Source organism: Actinomycetospora endophytica, from assembly GCF_021026375.1.
GTDB lineage: Bacteria > Actinomycetota > Actinomycetes > Mycobacteriales > Pseudonocardiaceae > Actinomycetospora > Actinomycetospora endophytica.
On sequence record NZ_JAJNDB010000003.1, the window covers coordinates 243,003 to 257,003 of the forward strand.

Here is a 14,001-nt window from a genome sequence, read left to right on the forward strand (position 1 = left end):
GGGTCGAACCGTGGCGCACCGAACCGGGCCGGACACTCGCGCGAACACCCCGCTGGGACCCGGCCGGGTCCTGCCACAGGGTCGTCGCGGGCGAGCACGACGGCCCTGGTGTGACGGAAGGACCCGGCCGGGGCGGCCGGAGTCGCGGGGGGTTCGACTCCTGCCTACTGTCACAGTAACTCACCGCTAGCGCCGATCGGGTGGATCACCCGGTTGGGCGACCAGCGACGGCGTCACGTTCGTCACTCTGAGCCATCGCAGGGGCGAATGTCTCAGCGCCGACGGCTGTGGAGGTAGTCGCTGACGACCGCGGCGCCCAGCCCGTCGAGATCCGGCGCGACCACCCGGCCACCGCTGCGCCGGGCCACCATGTCGACGAACTCCTCGAGGCGCGGGTCCTCCCCGAGCATGAAGACGGTCAGCGCCGCCTTCAGCCGGGCGATGGCGTCCACCTCGTTCAGCGTCGCCCGCAGCGTCTCCGGGCTCGGCGGGTAGTCGAAGACCGCGTGCCCGTCCTGCTCCAGGTGCGCGGTCGGCTCGCCGTCGGTCACGACGAGCACGACGGGCGCCGCGTCGGAGTGCCGGCGCAGGTGGCGCCCCGCGAGGAGCAGCGCGTGGTGCAGGTTGGTGCCCTGCTCCCACGCCCCCTCCAGGCCGGTGAGCTCCCCCAGCTCCACGGTCTTCGCATGCCGCCCGAAGGTGATGATCTGCAGCGCGTCGCCCCGGAACCGCGTCGAGACGAGATGGTGCAGCGCCAGCGCGGTGCGCTTCATCGGCACCCACCGGCCGTCGGCGACCATCGACCACGAGGTGTCGACGCAGAGCGCCACCGCCGCCCGGGTGCGCTGCTCGGTCTCCACGATCTCCACGTCGGTCACGTCGAGGGCGCGCTCGTCCCCCGACGCGTGCCGCATCTCCGCGTTGAGCAGCGTCCGGGACACGTCCCAGCGCTCGGTGTCGCCGAACTCCCACGGCCGGGTCGCGCCGCTGGCCTCGCCCGCCGCGCCGCTGCGCTGCGTCTCCCGCTCGCCCCGCCGTGTCGACATCGACCCGACGACGTCGCGCAGCGCGGACTGCCCGAGCTGGCGCAGCGCCTTGGGCGAGAGCGTCAGCGAGCCGTCCGGCCCGCGCTCGAACACGCCCTGGCTCTCCAGCTCGCGCTCGAGCTCGGCGAGCCGCTGGGCGTCCACCCGGGCCTGCCGGCCCAGCGATGCCTCGAGCGCCTCGAGGTCGATGTCCTCCATCCGCGCGCCCGGGTAGGACTGCGAGAGCTGCTCGGACAGCGCGTCCAGCTGCGCGAGCTGTTCCATGGCCCGGGTCGCCTCGCCCATGCCCATCGGGTTGTCGCCCCGGAAGCGGCCCTGGCCGTCCCAGTCCTCCCCCGGCCGCATCGCCTGCAGCTGGGAGTCGAGGCGGGCGAGCTGCTCGGCCAGGCGCGGGTCCCCGAACGCGGACTGCATGAGGCTCTCGAGCTCGGCGCGCTGCTCGGGCGACAGCGAGTTCATCATCCGCTGGGCGGCCGCCGCCCGCTGCGCCAGCAGGTCGACGAGCTCCTCGACGTTGCCGGGGTTCTCCGGGAAGAACTGCCCGTGCTTCTCCATGAACTCGGAGAACTGCTCCTGCGTGTCCTCGCCCCGCCCGTGGGCGTCCAGGAGCTCGTTGAGGTCGGAGAGCATCTCCCGGACCCCGTCGACGTCCTCCTGGGTCGCGTTCTCCATCGCCTCCTTCATGCCCTGGAAGCGCTGGTCGAGCGCCTCCCGGCCGAGCAGGTCCTGGATCTGCTGGTAGGCCTGACGCGCCTCGGCGTTGCGCCAGTCGTAGTTCTCCAGCTCCCGGACGGCGCCGGCGGGCGAGTCCGGCAGCGCGTCGAGCGACATCTCGCGGAAGCGGGCGTCGTCGGAGTCCTCGGCCTGCAGCGAGTTCCGCTCGGCCTCGAGGGCCTGGTTGAGCAGCTCCCGGACCTCCTGGAGCGTCCCGTCGATCCGGTTCTCGCGCTGCAACCGGCGGCGCTGCTCGTGCAGGCGCCGCTGCAGGTCGTCGAGACCCTGCTGGTCGCGCAGGCCGCGGCGCATCAGCTCGCGCATCGCCTGCCGCGGGCTGGTGCCCTCCATGACGTCGCGCCCGAGGGCGTCCATGGCCTCGCGCACGTCGAACGGCGGCGCCAGCGGGTCGGGCCCGTCGTAGAAGCGGCCGTAGGTGTAGCGCCCGGAGCGGGGGCCGACCGGGCCGTGCCCGGCCGGCGTCGCGTCGTCGTTCCCGCCCACCCCGTCAGCCGCCATAGGCCACCGTCCCGGCGTCCTCGTCGTCGTCCTTGGCGAGCTTGCGGGTGAGGTAGAGGTGCTCGAGCGCCAGCTCGACGGCGCTGGCCAGCGGGCCGGGCGCCTCGGTGTCGCCCGCGCCGAGCCGCTCGGCGACGGTGCGCACCACCGGCACCGCCGGCAGCGTCGCCACCACCTCGCGGGCGGGTACCCGCTCCCCCGTCACCACCCGGCGGCCCTCCGCGACGGCGTCCGCGAGCGGGCCCAGGTCCACCCCGGCCAGGCGCTTGCGGGCGGTCTCGGCGATCGCGCGGCGCAGCAGGTGCGTCAGCAGCTCCTCCTCACGCCCCTCCTCGCCGGACTCGAACTCGAGCTTGCCGCGCAGCACCGGCGGCACCGACTCGAGGTCGACCGGCCGCGCGACGGCGGCGTCCTCGCCGGTGACGGCGGCCCGGCGCAGCGCCGCGGCGGCGACCGTCTCGGCCGCGGCGACCGAGAACCGCGCCGAGACGCCGGAGCGCTGGTCGATCGCGGAGGCGTTGCGCAGGTTGCGGGTGAAGCGGGCGATGACCTCGACGAGGTGGTCGGGCACCTCGGCGACGGTGTCGGACTCCTGCCGGATCAGCGCGATCTCGCCCTCGACCTCGAGCGGGTAGTGCGTGCGCACCTCGGCGCCGAACCGGTCCTTGAGCGGGGTGATGATCCGCCCGCGGTTCGTGTAGTCCTCGGGGTTCGCGCTGGCGACGAGCAGGATGTCCAGCGGCAGCCGCAGCGTGTAGCCGCGGACCTGGATGTCGCGCTCCTCCATGACGTTGAGCAGCGCGACCTGGATGCGCTCGGCGAGGTCGGGCAGCTCGTTGATCGTCACGATCCCGCGGTGGGTCCGCGGGACGAGGCCGTAGTGGATGGTCTCCGGGTCCCCGAGGCTGCGGCCCTCGGCGACCTTGACCGGGTCCACGTCGCCGATGAGGTCGGCGACGCTCGTGTCCGGGGTGGCGAGCTTCTCGGCGTACCGCACCGAGCGGTGGAGCCAGGAGACTCCCAGGGCGTCGCCCTCGACGGCGGCGCGGCGGATGCTCGCCGGGATGATCGGCTCCTCGGGGTGCTCGCCGAGCTCGGAGCCGGTGATCACCGGGGTCCATTCGTCGAGCAGGGCGACGAGGCTGCGCAGCAGGCGGGTCTTGCCCTGGCCGCGCTCGCCGAGCAGGACGACGTCGTGGCCGGCGAGGATCGCGCGCTCGAACTGCGGGAGCACGGTGCGCTCGAACCCGACGATGCCGGGCCAGGGGTTCTCGCCGGCCTTCAGGGTGGCCAGCAGGTTGTCGCGCAGCTCGTCGCGGACGCTGCGCGGGGTCTTCGCGGGGTGATCGCTCGCGCGGAGCTCACCGAGGGTCGTGGGGAGGCCGTCCGGCGAGGCCGGGGTGCCTGCGGTCCGATCGGCTGGGCGAGGAGAACTCACCTCCGCCACGCTACGACGACCTCGGCGCTCGTGCTCCCCGTTACCGGGGGACGGTTGATCCCCGGCTCCCGTCCCGGCCCCTCCGGGCGCGAACGACCCGAACGTGTCCGGCGTGCCGGTCGGTCGGGACGCCGACTCTCGACACCTACACGAGTTGACTCTGCGCTCCGGCCCGATCACCTCCGGTGACACGGGCTCCGTGCGACGAGGACCCGGGGGAACGAGTGGAGACGATGCTGGCGATCACCGGCGTGGTGGCGGCGGTCGGTGCGGTGCTCGCGCTGCTCGGGGGACTCGCGCTCTGGGTGCGGGCCGCGACCGGCCGCTGACCGTGACCCTGCTCGAGGAGGCCGGGCCCGTCGACCGGGTGCGCCGCGTGGCGGGCGCGGTCGTGGCCACACCCCCGCCGAAGGCGACGATCCTGCTCGCCGTCGTCGCCGCCCTGCTGCTCGGCCTCGCCGTCGTCGAGGTGCGCCCGCTCGCCGAGACGCACTGCGCCCCGGTCGGCGTGCCGCAGTACCGCGACCGCACTCCCCTGGCGGCCTCCGACCCGGTCGCGATCACCGTCGGGTCGATCGACGCGTGCTCGTCCCTGCTGCCGGTCGGGGTGGACGCCCAGCGGCGCATCGAGGTGCCGTCGGTGCACACCCCGGAGCAGGCCGGCTGGTACCGGCTCGGCCCGACGCCGGGCGCGGTGGGCCCGGCCGTCGTCGTCGGGCACATCAACGGCGACCACCGGGAGGGCGTCTTCGCCGATCTCGACGACGTCGGGTCCGGCGACCGCGTCGCGATCTCCCGCCAGGACGGCCGGACCGCGTTCTTCACCGTCACGAACGTCGTCCAGGCCGACAAGGACGCCTTCCCCACGACGGCGGTCTACGGCGACACCCGCGATGCCCAGCTCCGGCTCATCACCTGCGGCGGAGCGCTCGACCGCTCAGCCCACCGCTACGACGACAACGTGATCGTCTTCGCGACCTACGACGGCTGGTCGCCCACCCGCGCCTGATCGCACGACCCACCAGGAGGAGACACCCATGAAGCGCACGATCTCGGCGACCATCCTCGCCGCCGCCGTGCTGTCCGCACCGATCGCCGCGGCGGGCACCGCGTCGGCGGCGACCTACTACCCGAACTGCAAGGCCGCCTTCGCCGCCGGTCACCGGAACATCCACGTCGGCCAGCCCGGCTACCGCCTGCCGCTGGACCGCAACCACAACGGCGTCGCCTGCGAGTCCGGCGACCCCGCCGCCGCGAACGAGGGCGTCGGGTCGGGGAACCAGGACGTGGCCCCGTCGCACCCGGTGACCGGGTCGGGGACATCGAGCACCTCCGGCGGCTCGAACACCGCGATCGGTGCCACCGGCTCGACGGGCGGTGAGGTCGCCCTCGTGCCCGCGGGCGGCGCCGAGACCGGGGACGGCAGCACCGAGGGCCACACCGGCTGGTGGGTCGGCGGCGCGTTCCTGGCGGTCGTGGCCGGGCTGGTCACGGCGCGCCGCGTGCGGGTCGCCGGCCGGCGGTGAGCGCGCTCCGGGGGCCGGAGCTCAGGGAGTGACGACGCGCGACCCGCCGATCGGCAGGTCCCAGAGGTCGGCACGGTCGCGCCCGGTGCGCCGCCACTCCCGCCGCGTCTGTTCGAGCGGCTCGAGCACCGGCTCCCCGGAGAGCACGAAGGTCCCCCAGTGCACCGGCACCATCCGGCGCGCCCGCAGCGTCCCGGCGGCGCGGACGGCCTCCGTCGGGTCCATGTGGACGCTGCGCAGCAGCGCCCGCGGGCGGTACGCGCCGACCGGGAGCGCCGCGATCTCCAGGCGCCGGTGCCGGGCGGCGATGCGGGACAGGAACGGGCCGTACGCGGTGTCGCCCGCGTGGTAGATCGCGCGGCCGTCGGACCCGGTCACCACCCAGCCGCCCCAGAGACGACGGCAGGTGTCGGTGGCGGTGCGCCGCGACCAGTGCCGGGCCGGCACGAACTCGACCGACACCGGACCGGTGCGGCCGGACAGCGTCACCGAGGACCACCAGTCGAGCTCGGTGACGTCGGTGAACCCCCGGGCGCGCAGGAAGGGCCCGGTGTTGAGCCCGGCGAGCATCCGGGTCGAGCGCGGGAGCCGGGCGAGCGTGCGGACGTCGAGGTGGTCGTAGTGGTCGTGGCTCAGCAGGACCGCGTCGACGGGCGGGAGCTCCTCGACGGTGCGGCCGGGCGGGGTGAGTCGCCGCGCCGCACCGGGGATGCCGGGTGAGAGCACCGGATCGACCAGGACGGTGACGCCGTCCACGTAGAGCAGCGTCGACGCGTGCCCGAGCCAGGTGATCCCGAGCGTCCCGGCGACCGGCTCGGGCAGCGGCGCGTCGGCGGCCACCGGCACCGTCACCGCGTCGCGGCGCGCGACCTCGTCCCGCGGGAACGACCACCACAGCTGCAGCGCCCCCAGCGGGCCGAGCAGGTGCGAGTCGAGGCGGTGCCGGAAGTCCGGGGGCGCGGGCTCCCCGGTCCGGTCGGCACCGGCCCGGTTCAGAAGGCCGGCCACGGGATCGGCGGCCACCCGCCGGACGGGGACGGGAGCTCGTTCGCGTGCAGCAGGCGGTCCACCCGCGAGCGCAGCGCCTTCACCTCGGCGCGGGTGATGTGGTCGCCGATCTCGTCGCCCAGGGCGGCCGCGTTGCCGGGCGAGAGCGCGGCGCGCAGCCGTTTCAGCCCCGCCGTGACGTCGTCGTCGAGGGACTCGCCGACCCAGCCCCACAGCACCGTGCGCAGCTTCGTCTCCTGGTGCAGGCAGATGCCGTGGTCGACGCCGTAGACCCGGCCGTCGGCGCCGGCCAGGACGTGCCCGCCCTTGCGGTCCGCGTTGTTCACGACGACGTCGAGCGCGGCCATGGCCCGCAGCGCCGGGTCGTCGGCGTGCACGAGCAGTGCGGGCTCGCCGTCGTCCCCGCGGGCCCGCAGCACCGTCCGCCACCCCGGCCCGACGTCGCGCGGCGCGAGGATGTCCACGAGCTCGCGCTCCTCGTCGAGCTCGATCCACCGCTGCACCATGCCGGGCCCGAACGGGCCGTCGCGGTGCACCGTCGCGGGCACGACCCCGAAGCCGGAGGCCTTGCTGACCAGGTACGTCGCGACCTCGCGACCGGCGAGCGTCCCGTCCGGGAAGTCCCACAGCGGGCGCTCGCCGCGGACCGGCTTGTAGACGCACAGGCCCTCGACGCCGTCGAGGGTGACGGTGCAGAGCATCGTCGCGTTGGACGCCTCGGTGATCCGGCCCTGGACCTCGATCTCACCGCGGCGCAGCAGGTCCTCGACCTGGTCGACGGTCAGGTCCGCGACGGCGTCGTCGCTGGTGTCCTCGCGCTTCTCGGGACTGGTCACTCGCCGCTCGACACCGGTCTCACGACTCCGCGGGGACCCGACGGAAGCCGTTCTGGCGCGGGCAGACGTGGCCCTCGGAGTCCAGCGGCTGGGTGCAGAGGGGGCACAGGCGGCGGCCGGCGCCGACGACCCGCTCGGCGCGGGTGGCGAAGGCGCGCGCCCGCTCCGGGGAGAGGAAGACGCGCAGCGCGTCCGGGCCCTCGTCGGTGTCGTCGAGCACCACCGACTCGTCGACCTCCTCCTCGGTGACCGCGAGCAGTTCGACGACGACGCTGCGGGACTCGGCGTCCCAGCCCAGCCCCATCGTCCCGACCCGGAACTCCTCCTCGACCGGCACCTCCAGCGGCGAGGTGTCGACCTCGTTCTCCGGCGTGGTGGGCGGGACCTCCGCGCCGAAGCGGCGCGAGACCTCCTCGAGCAGCGTGCCGATCCGTTCCGAGAGCACCGACACCTGCTGCTTCTCCAGCAGCACCGACACGCGACGCGCCTCCTCGGAGGCCTGCAGGTAGAACGAGCGGTCGCCGGGCTCCCCGACCGTGCCGGCGATGAACCGGTCGGGCTGGCGGAAGACGTGGATCACCCTGGGCATGGCCCCTCGATCATGTCGTGCGTGGTCGGGTCGGGATGTGCGGGACTCCCGTCGGACTGGACTGGCGGTCAGTTTACGCCGGTGGACCCGCCGACCACCGCCTCGGAGCCGTCGTCCGCGGCCCCCTCGGCGCCCTCCTCCGGCTTGTCCTCGTCGGGCTTGGGGACCAACGACGACAGGTCACCACCGGTGTCGTTGACGCGCACGACGAAGGGCCGCGTCGGGGTGTAGCTGATCACACTGATCGAGCAGGGATCGACCGAGATGCGCTGGAACGAGTCCAGGTGCAGCCCGAGCGCATCCGCGATCACCGACTTGATCACGTCGCCGTGGCTGCACACGACCCACAGCGCCTTCGGGCCGTGCTCCTCGGCGATGCGCGCGGCGTGGCGGCGCACCGCGGCGACGCTGCGGTGCTGCATGTGCGCCAGCCCCTCGCCGCCGGGGAACACCGCGGCGGACGGGTGGGCCTGGACGACCTTCCAGAGGTCCTCCTTGCCCAGCTCGCCGAGCGTCTTGCCGGTCCAGTCGCCGTAGTCGACCTCGGAGAGCTCGTCGTCGACGACGGCGGTCAGGCCGCGTGCCTCGAGCAGGGGGGCGACGGTCTCCTCGCAGCGCTGCAGCGGCGAGCGCACGACGGCGGCGAGCGGGAGGACGGCGAGGCGGTCGACCAGGGACTTGGCCTGGGTGCGCCCGTGGTCGTCGAGGCCCACTCCGGTGGAGCGGCCGGCCAGGACCCCCGAGACGTTCGCCGTGGAGCGTCCGTGCCGGAGGAGGATCACCGTGGTCACGTCCGCCCACCCTAACGGCCGCCGTCAGACCGCGGCGATCATCCCGCCCGAGACGGCGAGCAGCACCAGCAGGCCGAGGATCACGCGGTACCAGACGAACAGGTACACGGTGTGCTGCTCGACGTAGCGCAGCAGCCACGCGATCGAGGCGTAGCCCACGACGAACGCGACGACGGTGGCCACCACCATCTGCGCCGGCGTGGGCTGGGCGCCCGGGCCGGAGGTGTCGGCGATGTCGGGCAGCGAGAACAGCCCGGCCGCGGTCACCGCGGGGATGGCGAGCAGGAAGCTGAAGCGCACCGCGGCCGGTCGCTGCAGGCCGAGGAAGAGCCCGGCCGACACCGTACCGCCCGAGCGCGAGACCCCCGGCAGCAGCGCGAGCGCCTGGGCGAGGCCCATGAGCACGCCGTCGCGCAGCGTCAGGTCCTCGACCGGTCGGCGCTGACGGCCGTAGCGCTCGGCCAGCCCCAGGACCACGCCGAAGACGATGAGCGAGGTCCCGATGAGCCACAGGTTGCGCGCCGGACCCTCGATCGCGTGCTTGAACAGCACGCCGAGGATGCTGATCGGCAGCGTGCCGATGATCACGTACCAGGCCAGCCGGTAGTCCAGGCCCCGCGCGTTCCGGTCCCGCAGCCCCGCGAACCAGGCCTTGATCAGTCGCCAGATGTCCGGCCAGAAGTAGATGAGGACCGCGGCCTCGGTGCCCAGCTGGGTGACCGCGGTGAACGCGGAGCCCGCGTCGTTGGCGAAGAAGACCTCCGCGACGATCCGCAGGTGGCCCGACGACGAGATCGGGAGGAACTCGGTCAGCCCCTGGACGAGTCCCAGGACGATTGCCTCGAGCCAGCTCATCTGCACGGGGACGGGACGGTAACGGACGAGCGGAACATCCCGGTTGCGGTGGGGTCCCGGCCCGGCGTCCGCGCCGAGCGGCGTCGCGCCCCCTATCCTGCTGCGCCGTGGAACAGCGACGCGTCGGCGCCAGCGGGCTGCGGGTCTCCCGGCTCGCGCTGGGCACGATGACCTGGGGTCGCGACACCGACGCCGACGAGGCGGGCGCGTCGCTGCTGGCGTTCCTCGACGCGGGCGGCACGCTCGTCGACACCGCCGACGTCTACGGCGACGGCGAGGCGGAGGCGATCCTCGGCGGGCTGTTCGCCGACGTGATCCCCCGCACGGAGGTCGTCCTCGCGACGAAGGGCGGGGCCCGCCGCGAGGACGGGCCGTTCGGCGGCGGGGCGTCGCGGTCGTCGCTGCTCGCCTCGCTCGACGCGTCCCTGGACCGGATGGGCACCGACTACGTCGATCTCTGGCAGCTGCACGCCTGGGACCCCGAGGTCCCGCTCGACGAGACCCTCTCCGCCGTCGATCTCGCGGTCTCCTCCGGCCGGGTCCGCTACGCCGGCGTCGCCAACTACGCGGGCTGGCAGCTCGCGGCCGCCGCCCGCTCGGCCGGCCTGCCGCTGGTGAGCGTGCAGTCGGAGTACTCACTGCTCGACCGGGGTGTCGAGGACGAGGTGCTGCCGGCCGCCACGTACCACGGGATGGGCCTGCTGCCCTGGGGCCCGCTCGGGCGCGGGGTGCTCACCGGGAAGTACCGCGACGGCACGCCCAACGACTCCCGGGGCGCCTCCGCGCACCTCGGCCCCTACGTCGGGCGCCACCGGACCGACCGCGCCGCCCGGATCGTCCAGGCCGTGGTCACCGCCGCGCACGGCCTCGGGACCTCCCCGCTCGCCGTCGCGCTCGCCTGGGTGCGGGACCGGCCGGGGGTGGTGGCGCCCGTGGTCGGGGCCCGCGACGGGGCGCAGCTGCTCGGGTCGCTCGCCGCCGAGGAGCTCACGCTGCCGCCGGCCATCCGCGGGGCCCTCGACGACGTGTCCTCGGCGCCGCTCGTCCCCGTGCCCTCCGGAGACCCCGGGACCGACGGGGTGATGGTGGAAGACGAGCCCGCCCCCTGGACATGAGCCGACGAGTCCTGCCGCCGCCGTCGCGCAGGACGTACGGTGGTTGCCGGACAGCGACCTGGAGGTTGCCCGTGAGTGACGCGACGGGGCTCGACCCCTCACAGGTGGCCCTCGAACCCGGCGTGGTCGAGGGCGACTGGGAGTACCAGCCGGTGCGCCTCCCGCCGGACGTGTCGCGGCTCTCGGCGACCACCGAGCTCGGGCTGCGCTCGCAGTTCGGCGGGTGGGAGCTCGCGCGGACGCTGCTCTACGCCGACGGCACCCGGAAGGTCTGGTTGCGGCGCAAGCTCTCCCGTCGGCTCGGGGCCCTCTCCGCCTGAGCCTCCGGGCTATGGCCGAGCCGGCCCTGCCGCCTTGTCGCGGGCTTTCGCGCCCGCCCGGGCGCCGGAGGCCACGACAAGGGCTGGGCGGCCGAGGTGCCGGGCCGCTCAGGGCGTGACGACCACGCGACCCGTCGTCGTGCGCGCGGCGATCGCGTCGAGGGCGTCGGGCAGGTCGGCCAGCGCGTACTCCGCGCCCACCAGCGGATCGATCGCGCGGCGCGCCCACAGCGCCTCGAGCTCCCGCTGCCACGCGTCCACGAGTTCCGGCGCGCGCTTGCGGTAGGCGGCCCAGTGCACGCCGATCACGTCGTAGTTCTTGACCAGCGCGTGGTTGGTCGGGGCGTCGGCGATCCGTCCGCCGGCGAACCCGATCACCAGGAGCCGACCCTCCCACGCGGTCACCCGGCGGGAGGCGTCGAAGGTGTCGCCGCCGACCGGGTCGTAGACGACGTCGGCGCCGCGCCCGTCGGTGAGGTCCTTCACCGCAGGGATGAGCGCATCGGGGGCGCCGTCGAGCACGATCACCTCGTGCGCCCCGAGACGACGGGCCACCTCGGCCTTGTCGGCCGACCCGACCGTCGCGATCACCCGGGCACCCGCCGCCACGCCGAGCTGGACCGCCGCCGCCCCCACCCCGCCGGCGGCCGCGTGCACGAGCAGGGTCTCCCCCGCGCGCAGCGAGGTCCGGTGGTGCAGCGCGCACCACCCGGTCTGGTACGCCACGAAGAACCCGGAGGCCTGCGCCGCCGTCATGCCCTCGGGCCACGGGTGCCAGGAGCTCAGCACGGCCTGCTCGGCGTACCCGCCGTGCGGCATGACGACGGGGCCGAAGATCCGCTCTCCCGTCGTCGGGTCGGTGCCCGCGACCTCGAGGCCCGGGGTGAACGGCAGCGGCGGCTTCTCCTGGTACGTGCCCCGGCAGTAGAGGATGTCGGCGAAGTTGACCGACGCCGCCTCGACCGCCACGAGCCGTTCTCCGTCGCCAGCGACCGGGTCGGGGAGGTCGGTGAGCTCCAGCACCTCGCGCGGCTCGCCGAACCGCGGCACCGTCCAGCCCCGCACTAGCCCTCCCAGGCGAGCTGCGGCGGCTCGTCGCCGGTCTTGGGCCCCGGCACCCCGCGGAACGCGTACGGGCCGGGGTCCCGGCCGGGCTGGACGTACCAGCACTCGCCCGCCTTGCCGTCGGCGAGCATCCGCTCCACCGCGTCGGCCACGTCGCCGGCGTCGAGCAGCGGGAACCCGGCGAACTGGTCGCGCAGGTGGGCGATCAGCGCGGTGTCGGCGAACCCGGGGCACAGCGCCATCGCCCGGATACCCTCGGGCGCGAGCGTGGCGGCGGCCGAGCGGACGTAGCCGACGACGGCGTGCTTGGTCAGCGTGTAGATCGCGTCGCCGGGCAGCGGCACCAGGCCGGCCAGCGACGCCGTCGCGATGATCGTCCCGCCGCCCGCGCGCCGGAGGGCGGGGACGGCCGCGGTCAGGCCGAAGACCACGTGGTCGACGTTCACCCCGACGACGCGGCGGTAGGCCTCGGTGTCGAGGTCGGTGATCCCGGACTGGCCGCCCACCGAGCCCGCGTTGAGGTGCACGAGGTCCAGGCGCCCGCCCCAGGTCTCGGCCTCGGCGACGGCGGCGGACATCGCGGCCTCGGAGGTGACGTCGCAGGCGATGGCCAGTCCCTCGACCTCCGCGGCGACCGCGGCGGCGGCCACCGCGTCCCGGTCGACGACGGCGACGCGCGCACCCGCCGTCGCCAATCGGCGGGCGACGGCCGCGCCGATGCCGGACGCGCCCCCGGTGACCAGGGCGACGGAGCCCTCGGTGATCAGCATGTCCGCAGGATCCTCTCCAGCACCCGGGTCCCGAAGTGCAGTGCGTCGACCGGCACCCGCTCGTCGATGCCGTGGAACAGGGCGGTGAAGTCGAGGTCCGGGGGCAGGCGCAGCGGGGCGAACCCGAAGCAGCGCATCCCGAGTTTCACGAACGCCTTCGCGTCGGTGCCGCCGGACATCATGTAGGGCAGCGTGCGGGCGTCGTCGTCCTCGGCCTTCACGGCGGCGGTGATGGTGTCGACGAGGTCGCCGTCGAACCCGGTCTCGACCGCCTCGAGGTTGCGGATCCACTCCCGCTCGACATCCGGGCCGAGGATCTCGTCGAGCTCGCGCTCGAACGCCTCCTGACGCCCCGGCAGGACGCGGCAGTCGACCGTGGCCTCGGCGACCGACGGGATGACGTTGGCCTTGTAGCCGGCGGAGAGCATCGTCGGGTTGGCGGTGTCGCGGGTGGTGGCACCGACGACGCGGGCCACCCCGCCCAGCTTGGCGACCGCGCCATCGAGGGCCGCGGCGGACTCCGTCGGGAACTCGATCCCGGTCAGCGTCGTGACCTCGTCGAAGAAGCCCTGCACGGTGTCGGTGAGCGTGAGCGGGAACCGGTGACGACCCAGCCGCGCGACGGCCTCGGACAGGACCGTCACGGCGTTCTCGTCGTGGATCATCGAGCCGTGCCCGGGGCGGGAGCGCACCCGAAGCTTCATCCAGGCGATCGACTTCTCGGCGGTCATCACCGGATAGACGCGGACGTCCTCCCCGAGCGTCACCGAGAACCCGCCCACCTCGCCGAGGGCCTCGGTGCAGCCCTCGAAGAGGTCCGGCCGGTGCTCGGCGAGCCAGTGCGAGCCGTACGCGCCGCCCGCCTCCTCGTCGGCGAGGAACGCGAACACGAGATCCCGCGGCGGCACCACGCCCTCGGCTTTGAACTGGCGCGCGAGCGCCAGGATCATCGCGTCCATGTCCTTCATGTCGACCGCGCCGCGACCCCAGACGTAGCCCTCGCGCACCGCGCCGGAGAGCGGGTGGACCGACCACTCGTCCGCGGCGAAGGGCACGACGTCGAGGTGACCGTGCACGAGCAGCGCCGGCCGTGACGGGTCGGCGCCTTTCAGACGGCAGAAGACGTTGTGCCGGCCCGGTGCTCCCGACTCGACGACCTCGGTCTCGTACCCGACCTCACGCAGCTTCGCGTCGACGTAGGCGGCGGCCTCGGCCTCGCCCGTGGTGGTCTCGAGCTCGCCGGTGTTGCTGCTGTCGATCTGGATCAGCTCGCTCGTGAGCTGCACGACCTCGTCCTCGGCGGCGCTGCCTGTCCGGGTCGAGCTCCGCTGCGCTCCGTCTCCCATGCGCCGCATCCTCTCACTGCGCCGACGGGCCGCAGCGCCGCTGGAGAACCTGACCCGGTGTGA

At 74.2% G+C, this 14,001-nt stretch carries 14 protein-coding genes; 4 read left to right on the plus strand and 10 right to left on the minus strand.

All coding sequences use genetic code 11. The annotated features are described in order from the left end of the window. Window positions 1–272: 272 nt before the first annotated feature. Entirely contained in the window at window positions 273–2,279 is a 2,007-nt protein-coding gene (locus LQ327_RS16545; protein WP_230735605.1) for a vWA domain-containing protein, read from the minus strand. Further along, window positions 2,269–3,717 carry a sigma 54-interacting transcriptional regulator gene (locus tag LQ327_RS16550; protein ID WP_230735607.1) on the minus strand — a complete coding sequence of 483 codons (1,449 nt, stop codon included), beginning with the start codon at window positions 3,715–3,717 and terminating at the stop codon, window positions 2,269–2,271. The genes LQ327_RS16545 and LQ327_RS16550 overlap by 11 nt, the downstream gene beginning before the upstream one ends. Window positions 3,718–4,048: 331 nt before the next feature. Between LQ327_RS16550 and LQ327_RS16555 the strand changes: the two genes are divergently transcribed. After that, window positions 4,049–4,726, plus strand: coding sequence for a class F sortase (locus tag LQ327_RS16555; protein ID WP_230735609.1), 678 nt, complete (start codon window positions 4,049–4,051; stop codon window positions 4,724–4,726). 28 nt (window positions 4,727–4,754) lie between these two features. Continuing rightward, entirely contained in the window at window positions 4,755–5,243 is a 489-nt protein-coding gene (locus LQ327_RS16560; protein ID WP_230735612.1) for an excalibur calcium-binding domain-containing protein, read from the plus strand. Between the two features lie 21 nt (window positions 5,244–5,264). Here the strand turns inward: LQ327_RS16560 and LQ327_RS16565 are convergent, their stop codons facing one another. The 5 genes from LQ327_RS16565 to LQ327_RS16585 all read right to left on the minus strand — a co-directional run bounded on the left by LQ327_RS16565 (window position 5,265) and on the right by LQ327_RS16585 (window position 9,322). Next, a complete protein-coding gene (locus tag LQ327_RS16565) occupies window positions 5,265–6,251 on the minus strand; it encodes an MBL fold metallo-hydrolase (protein ID WP_230735614.1) in 987 nt (328 codons plus the stop codon). Beyond that, on the minus strand, window positions 6,236–7,036 hold the full coding sequence (locus LQ327_RS16570; protein ID WP_230736244.1) for an SCO1664 family protein: 801 nt from the start codon (window positions 7,034–7,036) through the stop codon (window positions 6,236–6,238). Before LQ327_RS16570 ends, LQ327_RS16565 begins: the two co-directional genes overlap by 16 nt. Window positions 7,037–7,106: 70 nt before the next feature. Next, window positions 7,107–7,676, minus strand: coding sequence for a DUF3090 domain-containing protein (locus LQ327_RS16575; RefSeq protein WP_230735615.1), 570 nt, complete (start codon window positions 7,674–7,676; stop codon window positions 7,107–7,109). A gap of 68 nt (window positions 7,677–7,744) precedes the next feature. Then, window positions 7,745–8,467: a histidine phosphatase family protein gene (locus LQ327_RS16580; RefSeq protein WP_230735618.1), complete on the minus strand. Its 723-nt coding sequence runs from the start codon at window positions 8,465–8,467 to the stop codon at window positions 7,745–7,747. 24 nt (window positions 8,468–8,491) lie between these two features. Beyond that, window positions 8,492–9,322 (minus strand): undecaprenyl-diphosphate phosphatase, encoded by an 831-nt coding sequence (locus LQ327_RS16585; RefSeq protein ID WP_230736246.1) that lies wholly within the window; start codon window positions 9,320–9,322, stop codon window positions 8,492–8,494. Between the two features lie 107 nt (window positions 9,323–9,429). Here LQ327_RS16585 and LQ327_RS16590 point away from each other — a divergent pair, with 107 nt between their 5' ends. Both LQ327_RS16590 and LQ327_RS16595 read left to right on the plus strand, forming a co-directional pair. Beyond that, window positions 9,430–10,437: an aldo/keto reductase gene (locus LQ327_RS16590; RefSeq protein WP_230735620.1), complete on the plus strand. Its 1,008-nt coding sequence runs from the start codon at window positions 9,430–9,432 to the stop codon at window positions 10,435–10,437. A gap of 71 nt (window positions 10,438–10,508) precedes the next feature. Beyond that, entirely contained in the window at window positions 10,509–10,757 is a 249-nt protein-coding gene (locus LQ327_RS16595) for a DUF5703 family protein (RefSeq protein WP_230735622.1), read from the plus strand. Between the two features lie 108 nt (window positions 10,758–10,865). Here LQ327_RS16595 and LQ327_RS16600 read toward each other — a convergent pair whose 3' ends face one another. The 3 genes from LQ327_RS16600 to LQ327_RS16610 are packed head-to-tail and all read right to left on the minus strand — an operon-like array spanning window position 10,866 to window position 13,938. After that, on the minus strand, window positions 10,866–11,822 hold the full coding sequence (locus tag LQ327_RS16600; RefSeq protein ID WP_230735624.1) for an NADPH:quinone oxidoreductase family protein: 957 nt from the start codon (window positions 11,820–11,822) through the stop codon (window positions 10,866–10,868). Further along, window positions 11,822–12,592: an SDR family oxidoreductase gene (locus tag LQ327_RS16605; protein ID WP_230735625.1), complete on the minus strand. Its 771-nt coding sequence runs from the start codon at window positions 12,590–12,592 to the stop codon at window positions 11,822–11,824. Before LQ327_RS16605 ends, LQ327_RS16600 begins: the two co-directional genes overlap by 1 nt. Next, window positions 12,586–13,938 (minus strand): M20/M25/M40 family metallo-hydrolase, encoded by a 1,353-nt coding sequence (locus LQ327_RS16610; protein ID WP_230735627.1) that lies wholly within the window; start codon window positions 13,936–13,938, stop codon window positions 12,586–12,588. Before LQ327_RS16610 ends, LQ327_RS16605 begins: the two co-directional genes overlap by 7 nt. Window positions 13,939–14,001 lie beyond the last annotated feature (63 nt).